The sequence below is a fragment of the Oribacterium sp. oral taxon 078 str. F0263 genome (assembly GCF_000469565.1).
GTDB lineage: Bacteria > Bacillota > Clostridia > Lachnospirales > Lachnospiraceae > Oribacterium.
Window position 1 is genome coordinate 1 of the sequence record NZ_KI273136.1, and the last position, 7,236, is coordinate 7,236.

The 7,236-nt window shown below is 55.6% G+C and carries 6 protein-coding genes and 2 tRNA genes; all 8 read right to left on the minus strand.

The features are described 5' to 3' along the window. Positions 1-51: 51 nt before the first annotated feature. A complete protein-coding gene (locus tag HMPREF1986_RS11060; RefSeq protein WP_021774943.1) occupies positions 52-717 on the minus strand; it encodes a CvpA family protein in 666 nt (221 codons plus the stop codon). Beyond that, positions 717-2,759, minus strand: coding sequence for a tetratricopeptide repeat protein (locus tag HMPREF1986_RS11065; RefSeq protein WP_036600462.1), 2,043 nt, complete (start codon positions 2,757-2,759; stop codon positions 717-719). The genes HMPREF1986_RS11060 and HMPREF1986_RS11065 overlap by 1 nt, the downstream gene beginning before the upstream one ends. Before the next feature lie 176 nt (positions 2,760-2,935). After that, positions 2,936-3,532, minus strand: a complete 597-nt coding sequence (gene recR / locus HMPREF1986_RS11070) for a recombination mediator RecR (protein ID WP_021774945.1) — start codon at positions 3,530-3,532, stop codon at positions 2,936-2,938. Position 3,533: 1 nt separating this feature from the next. Continuing rightward, a complete protein-coding gene (locus HMPREF1986_RS11075; RefSeq protein ID WP_036600457.1) occupies positions 3,534-3,869 on the minus strand; it encodes a YbaB/EbfC family nucleoid-associated protein in 336 nt (111 codons plus the stop codon). After that, positions 3,817-5,508, minus strand: a complete 1,692-nt coding sequence (dnaX, locus tag HMPREF1986_RS11080) for a DNA polymerase III subunit gamma/tau (protein ID WP_021774946.1) — start codon at positions 5,506-5,508, stop codon at positions 3,817-3,819. The genes HMPREF1986_RS11075 and dnaX overlap by 53 nt, the downstream gene beginning before the upstream one ends. Positions 5,509-5,524: 16 nt before the next feature. Next, positions 5,525-6,607, minus strand: coding sequence for a 6-phosphofructokinase (locus tag HMPREF1986_RS11085; protein ID WP_009216421.1), 1,083 nt, complete (start codon positions 6,605-6,607; stop codon positions 5,525-5,527). A gap of 405 nt (positions 6,608-7,012) precedes the next feature. Then, positions 7,013-7,086, minus strand: a tRNA-Met gene (locus HMPREF1986_RS11090). 10 nt (positions 7,087-7,096) lie between these two features. Next, positions 7,097-7,178, minus strand: a tRNA-Tyr gene (locus HMPREF1986_RS11095). Between the last annotated feature and the right edge of the window lie 58 nt (positions 7,179-7,236).

Genomic DNA, 7,236 nt, shown 5'->3' on the forward strand with positions numbered 1-7,236 from the left:
ATCCTCTCCCCTCTTCTGTCAATGCTTTTCTTTAACTTTTCTTTTCCCTCTCTATATCTTCCAGGGAAGTCCGGCTGCCGCAGAAAAGATGCGGGTGATGAGATTTGCCTCCCGGATATAGTTCAGCCAGCTTCCGGGGCGGCTGAATTGCTCCGCGACAGAGATACTCACAGGGTTTTCCGGGAGGAAGGAGAGGAGGATCAGCAAAAGCCAGAGATAAAACAGCCCCTGCAAAAGAGAGAGCAGAGCTCCCAGACTTCGGTTGATCAGACTCAGCCCGGGAGCCTCCGCGAGGAGATTCAGGAAGCGAAAGGATATCCCCATAAAGACCTTCACCAAAAGCAAAAGGATCAGAAAAAGAAGTGCTGAGATCAGGAGATTGGAGAGCTGCTCCGCAAGATACGAGCTCAGCTTGTCCAGTCCTATCATCCGATAGAGAATCTCCGCATTGGGATCTCCGGCTTCCGCTCCGCCAAGCTGCGGGAGGAGAGGGCGGATCCTTTCCTCCAGAAAGGCATTTGCCGCGCTGTTTTCTGCGAGGAGCTCCTTCACCCTGGGGAAAAGCGCCCTGCATATCAGAAAGCTTGTGACGGTCGGCAGGAAGGAAAAGAGCATCCGGATCAGACCGCTCTTCCAGCCATAATAAAACATGGCTGCCATTTCGGCAGCCACTGCCAGCTGTACCCAATTTTCCAGAATAATCTTTGCAAGATCCATCAACTGATAAAATTCTCCTCTCTCAGGATCAGCTTGTCATTCTTATCATACTTCGGGTGGAACATGCCGCTGAGCTTCTTTCCGATGGAGGGCTTCTCCGCGCGGTCCGCTGCCTCCTCGATGAGCTCCTCCGCGCTCTGCTTGTTGAGCGGGATTCCATCCTCCTGCATGAGCTCAATCCGCTCATACAGGGCGATTACCGTCTTTCCGGGCATGACGCAGTCAATGGAGCGCGCATATTCCTGTGCATATTCCGCAAACTCATCGATGCTGAGCTCCCTGTACTGCTCCGGAGTTCTCCGCTCTCTCGCTCCGCTCTCCTCCGGCTTCTCGATCCGCCTGGTATTCTCATTCTCTGCCGCGATCTCCTCCAGAGGGACTCTGGGGCGTTCCTCCTCCGCGGGCTTTTCCCGTTGGACGCTCCTCTCCGCGCGCTGCGGGAAGACCTCGATCTCCCGTTTTTCTTCCGCTCTGTCATACGGCCTCGTCGGACGCTTCTCCTCCTCCGCGGGCTTCTCAGGCTCCTTTTCTTCCTTTGGCTCTGCGTTCAGATCGACATCCTCGAGGAGCTCCTCCTTTTCTTCTTCCTCTTCCTCCGCCTTTTTATCGGAGACAAGATCAAATTTTCGGATAAAGAGCGGCCGGTCCTCCGCCATCCGGTCAAAGGCATCCAGCAGATCCACCAGGACCACGGAGGCGGAATCCGAGAGCTGATCCAGGTATTCGGAGATCTCATCCACCACAGAGTATTTCAGCTCCCCCGCGTGCTCAATGATGAGATCCCTCCCGCGAAGGCGGGGAAGAAAGGTTTTAAAGCCCTTCTCATTCAGCTTCTCCGCCGTGGTCTTCGCCACCTTATAATCCAGCCCGTACTTTTTGTGGAAGAAACGGATCTCATCCACCGCGATGCGGAAGCCGTCCTCGGGAGAGGCGGCCTCGATAATCATATGATAGTTGTGCTTCTCTTCCTCGGGTTCTCCGGAATCAATCTCCTCGATTTCCTCCTCGGTCTTCTCCTCCGTTTCTCCCGCGCTTTTCTCCGGCTCCCTGGCGGAAGAGAGCGGGGCGGAAGGCTCCTCCCTCTCTTCCTCTTCCTCCGTCTCCCCTTCGGAGGGCTGCTTCTTCGGGCTATCCTCCTCCTTCTCTGCGCTCTCTGCCTCTTCCTCTTCTTTTTCGTCCTCAGAGGGCGCGCCGCTCCCGTCCTCCCCTTCCTTTTCCTCTATCACTGCCTCCTCTTCCGAAGGCTCCTCCTTCTCCCTTTGCTCATTGGGCCTTCGAAAGGCTGCCGCCATCTCCTTCTTTGCCTCTTCCTCGGAGACCGGCTCCGCCGCCTCCGGAACGGCATTATTTCCCAGGAAGTCCGCGCCTTCCAGATCATAGTCCTCATTGGGCTCATACTTCATGGAGACCTGGCGAAGCTTATCCTCGTACTTTTCTCGGTTCTCCTCCAGATCCAGCTGTTCCTTTGTGAGAGGCTGATAGCGGCGCTTCAGCTCCATCGCCTTGTCCACATATTTCCCGAGCCCGAAGAGAAGCATGATCTTGTCGCAGGTCCGGATGCATTCCGCTTCCTTTTCCGCGTCCGCGTAGAGCTTTGCGAGCTCATAGAGCCATTTTTCATCGACCTCCTCGGAGCTGTACTGCTCCAGGGAACCGATAAGCTGCTCCGGCTTCGCGCCCTTTTTCTTCAGGATCATATAGCGGAGAAGATACTGGCGGGGATCCTCCGGGCTCAGCTCGCAGAAGTCCCGATAGAACTCCATCGCGGCATCCAGATCCCCTTCCTTTACGGAGATCTCCGAGAGACGGAAGAGAAAGCGCTTCCCGACGGGCGCTCTGTCATAGGCAAGCATGAGAATGTCCCTCGCTTCCTGGTATTCACCATTCCGCTCGTAGATATCCGCGATAGAGGAGAGGAGGTTTGCGTTCCGCACCCGATTCCAGTCGATGCTGTCCGCGATCTGCATCGCCGTCCTGTAATCTCCCTCCTCTGTCAGTTTTCTGATCCGCTCTGCTCTGATATTAAACTCATTCTTGTCCATAAATCTCTTTCGGCCCTTGTCCTTTCCCTCCCTGGCTCCGGGAGCGCTGCCCTTGGGAGGCGCTGAGAAAAGCGTTCTCCGCATCGGGTCCGTACTGCCGCCCGCGGCTCTTCCTCCTCTCCTGCATGTCCGTCCCCGTCCCGGGAAAACGGACGGCTCCGCCCGGACGGATATCCCTAGAGTATCACTCTCCCATCCAGCGCGCGGAGCAATGTCACCTCATCTATATTCTCAATATCACCTCCGACCGGAACCCCGGAGGCGATTCGGCTCAGCCTGATCCCGCTCGGCTTAATCAGCTTCGTCAGATAGGTCGCCGTCGTCTCTCCCTCCAGCGAGGAATTGGTGGCGATGATGACCTCATCCACCGGCTTTTGCAGGCGCTGCATGAGCTCCTTTAAGCGGATATCCTCCGGCCCGATCCCAAGCATCGGCGAGATCGCGCCGTGCAGCACATGGTAGACACCGCGGTATCTTCCCGTCCTCTCGTAGGCTCCCATATCTCTCGGATTTTCCACAACCATGATCTGTCTGTGGTTCCGCTCCTCCGAGGCACAGACCGGACAGAGCTCCGAATCCGTGATCGTAAAGCATTCCCTGCAGTAGCGGATATTCTTCTTCGCGGAGAGGATGGATTCCGAAAGCGCCTCTGCCTGCTCCAGCGGACCGTTGATGATGTAGAAGGCCAGCCTCTGCGCGCTCTTCACTCCCACACCGGGAAGACGGGAGAGCTCTGTCACGAGTCTTGCGATATCCTTCGAGAAATATTCCATCCTAAATGCCCAGACCTCCGCCGATATCTCCGATCTTCTTCTGGGAATCTTCCTCCATCTCCGAGAGCGCCTGATTGCAGGCTGTGATAATCATGTCCTGCAGGGTCTCCACATCCTCCGGATCCAGTGCGTCCTTGTCGATCGAGAGCTTGGTGATGCGCTTCTCTCCGGAGACCGTGACCTTCACCGCTCCTCCTCCGACCTGCGCGCTGTACTCGGTCTTCGCGAGCTCCTCCCGGGTCTCCTCCAGCTTTTTCTGCATCTTCTGATACTGCTTCATCAGATTATTCATATTCATCCCCGGCATTCCCCCGGAGAAATTCCCGTATCTGGCCATGGTCCTGATTTCCTTCCTCTCTCTCTTTCTCCTCAAAGCTTCCGTCCGCGGCTTCCTCTACCGTCTCCACCGGAAAATGAATCCGCTCAAGATCCGATTCCATCACATAGACCGTGCTCTCTTTGCTCCCGTCAGAAGAATTCTCAACCTGGAAATGAATCTCCCTCTGATATCTCCCGGCGACGAGAGCCTCGATCTCGGAAATCGCCTCCGGCTCTGAGATGATATTATAGCTTGCTTTACTTTTTGTCGCAATGACCATTCCGGACTTTCCCCTTGCGGGGTAGACCCGGGAATTCAGAGCGGCGTTTCGAAGCGGCCCCCCGGAGAGCTCCCGGGAAAGATTCCCCCACTCGCGTTTTAAAAGCATGAGGTCCTCATACTGCGCCCGCGGAAGCGAAACTGTCTTTGGCTCCTTCTCCTCCCCATCGGAAATTTCTGCCCCGGCAGGGCCTTCCGGCTTCCTCTCTTCCCTCCTGGTCGGCGGGCAGAGACTGATTTGGCGTGTCAGATCGGCGATCCTCGCATTGATCCCCTCCGGGGAAATATCGGTCTCCGGATAGGCGAGCTTTATGAGCTCGATCTCGATCAATACCCTCTTCTCCGGGGAATAGCGAAGCTGATTGATGAGCTCGGAGAGCCTTCTGATATAGCGGAGAAGCTCATCCGTACTGAAGAGCTCCTTATCCTCCAGGAGCCTCTGAAAATTCTCCTTTGAGAGATCCACAAGACCGCTCAAATCCTCCACCGTCTTTGCGAGCAAAAGATTTCTCACATAATAAAGGAAGTCCGAGAGAAACTGTGAGAGCTCCCTTCCCTGCTCGATGAGCTCGGAAAGGAGAGAGAGTGCCGAGCGGATTTCCCTCGCGGAAAGAGCGCGGATCAGCTCGGAAAAAACGGAGCTGTCCACCGCCCCCAAAATCTTAAGCGCATCCTCATAGCTGATCTCCCGGTCGAACTGAAAGGCAGAACACTGATCCAAAAGACTCACCGCATCCCTCATCGAGCCGTCCCCTACTCTTGCGATATAGGAGAGCGCCTTCGGGGAAACAGGAATTCCCTCCGCTCCCGCGATCTCCCCGAGGCGCTCCGCGATGACCTCCGAGGAAATCCTCCGAAAGTCATAGCGCTGGCAGCGGGAGAGTATGGTGATCGGGAGGCGATTCGGTTCTGTCGTCGCCAGAATAAATACCACGTATTCCGGGGGCTCCTCCAGCGTTTTCAAAAAAGCATTGAAGGCAGCCGCGCTCAGCATATGGACCTCGTCAATGATGTAAACCCGGTACCTCCCGGAGACCGGCGGGTATTCGACCTGCTCTCTGATCTTTCGGATATCCTCAACGCCATTATTGCTCGCGGCGTCCATCTCGAGTACATTCATGCTGGATCCGCTGAGGATCTCTTTACAGCTTCTGCAAAGATTGCACGGATTCCCATCCTGCGGATTTTCGCAGTTCACCGCCCTCGCAAAGATCTTTGCGGCAGAGGTCTTCCCCGTGCCGCGGGTGCCGCAGAAAAGGTAGGCGTGTCCGATCTTTCCGCTCCGCACCTGATTTCTGAGCGCTTCCGTGACCGCTCCCTGTCCCTTCAGCTCCTCGAAATCGCGGGACCTCCATTTCCGATAAAGTGCTGTATACAAACTCTTCCTCCGGCTCTCAGATCTCGTCCCCGAAGGAGATCCCCAGCATCCTCGCCTCCGCTACGATACTGGATTTCGGGTCCACCGTCTTCAGCTTCCCGGCGATCTCCGAGAGAGGGACGGAAACCAGTTCATTATTGACCAGCGCGACCATCTTTCCGTACTTTCCCTTCTGAATGAGCTTCGCCGCGGCCGCGCCGACCCTCGTCGCAAATACGCGGTCATAGGGTACCGGCTGACCACCCCTCTGCGTGTGCCCCGGCACCGTCACCCTCACCTCTGCCCCCGTCCTCTGCTCGATCTGCTTTGCGAGCTTGTAGGAGACGGAGGGATAGAGTCTGAGATCCTCGGCGAGCTTCTTCTTTAACTCCTTCTTCGTGAGCTTTGCCTCCGACTTTGAGATCGCCCCCTCGGCGATCGCGACGATGGAGAAGCGGGAGCCGCTCCTGTGGCGCTCCGCGATCTTCTTGCAGACAGACTCCAGATCATAGGGGATCTCGGGGATGAGAATGATATCGGCTCCCCCGGCCATTGCGGAATAGAGCGTGAGAAAACCCACCTTATGGCCCATGATCTCGACGATAAAAACTCTTCCGTGACTTGCCGCCGTCGTATGGATGCAGTCGATCGCATTCGTCGCGACCTGGACGGCGGAATAAAAGCCGAAGGTCATATCCGTCCCATAGAGATCATTGTCAATCGTCTTCGGACAGCCTACAATATTGAGCCCCTCCTCTGAGAGGAGATTCGCGGTCTTCAGGGAGCCGTTCCCCCCGAGGACCACGAGGCAGTCCAGACGGAGCTTCCGATAGCTGTGCTTCATGGCCTCCACCTTGTCGAGACCATTCTCATCCGGCTCACGGATCAGCTTAAAGGGAGTGCGGCTTGTCCCAAGTATGGTGCCTCCGCGGGTCAGAATGCCGGAAAAATCCGACTTTTCCATCTTCCGATACTCGTCATAGATCAGGCCCCGGTAGCCATCCAGAAAACCATAGATTTCCAGATCCTCATAAATTCCGTAGAGAGACTTCGCGACTCCCCGCATCGTAGCGTTCAAAGCCTGGCAATCCCCGCCGCTGGTCAAAAGTCCCACTCTCATCTAAAACCCTTCCTTTCCGAGCCTCGCTCAGCCGCTCCCCCGCCAACAGGATAACAGCTTGATTATAGCGTTTTGCTATCGAGCTTGCAATATCGTTGTCCTCCGGCTCCCTGCCGCCATTCTCTTCTCAGAGCTCGTAAGGCATTCTCCATTGACTCCGAACATGAAAGCTTTAATTTGGATTTACTGTGTGAAAGGAAGCTCTCTGAAGCGATCTGAAGCTCTCTCATCCAGAGCACAGGATGAAACAGCCGGAGGCATTTCCATGCATCCGGCTTTAACGACGGGCCGCTTTTCCACAGGCTGAAACTTTAAAACAGGAAGAAAGAAGAAAAAAGTGTGAGCAGCCGCATCACAAGGATTTTTCCTCAAAAAAAGATCTCCCAGGCTATGGGAGATCTATCGTTGCGGGAGTAGGATTTGAACCTACGACCTTCGGGTTATGAGCCCGACGAGCTACCAGACTGCTCCATCCCGCGCTGTAAGTGATGGATGGGGGTGGATTCGAACCACCGAAGTCAGTGACAACAGATTTACAGTCTGCCCCCTTTGGCCACTCGGGAACCCATCCATATATTATGAGAAAACTCATAAGCGACCCGGATCGGAATCGAACCGACGACCTCCGC

What these genes read in the sequence shown, in the direction of transcription:
- HMPREF1986_RS11060 (WP_021774943.1), bottom strand. Translation starts at nt 717, where the DNA reads ATGGATCTTGCAAAGATTATTCTGGAAAATTGGGTACAGCTGGCAGTG.
- HMPREF1986_RS11065 (WP_036600462.1), bottom strand. Translation starts at nt 2,759, where the DNA reads ATGGACAAGAATGAGTTTAATATCAGAGCAGAGCGGATCAGAAAACTG.
- recR (WP_021774945.1), bottom strand. Translation starts at nt 3,532, where the DNA reads ATGGAATATTTCTCGAAGGATATCGCAAGACTCGTGACAGAGCTCTCC.
- HMPREF1986_RS11075 (WP_036600457.1), bottom strand. Translation starts at nt 3,869, where the DNA reads ATGGCCAGATACGGGAATTTCTCCGGGGGAATGCCGGGGATGAATATG.
- HMPREF1986_RS11085 (WP_009216421.1), bottom strand. Translation starts at nt 6,607, where the DNA reads ATGAGAGTGGGACTTTTGACCAGCGGCGGGGATTGCCAGGCTTTGAAC.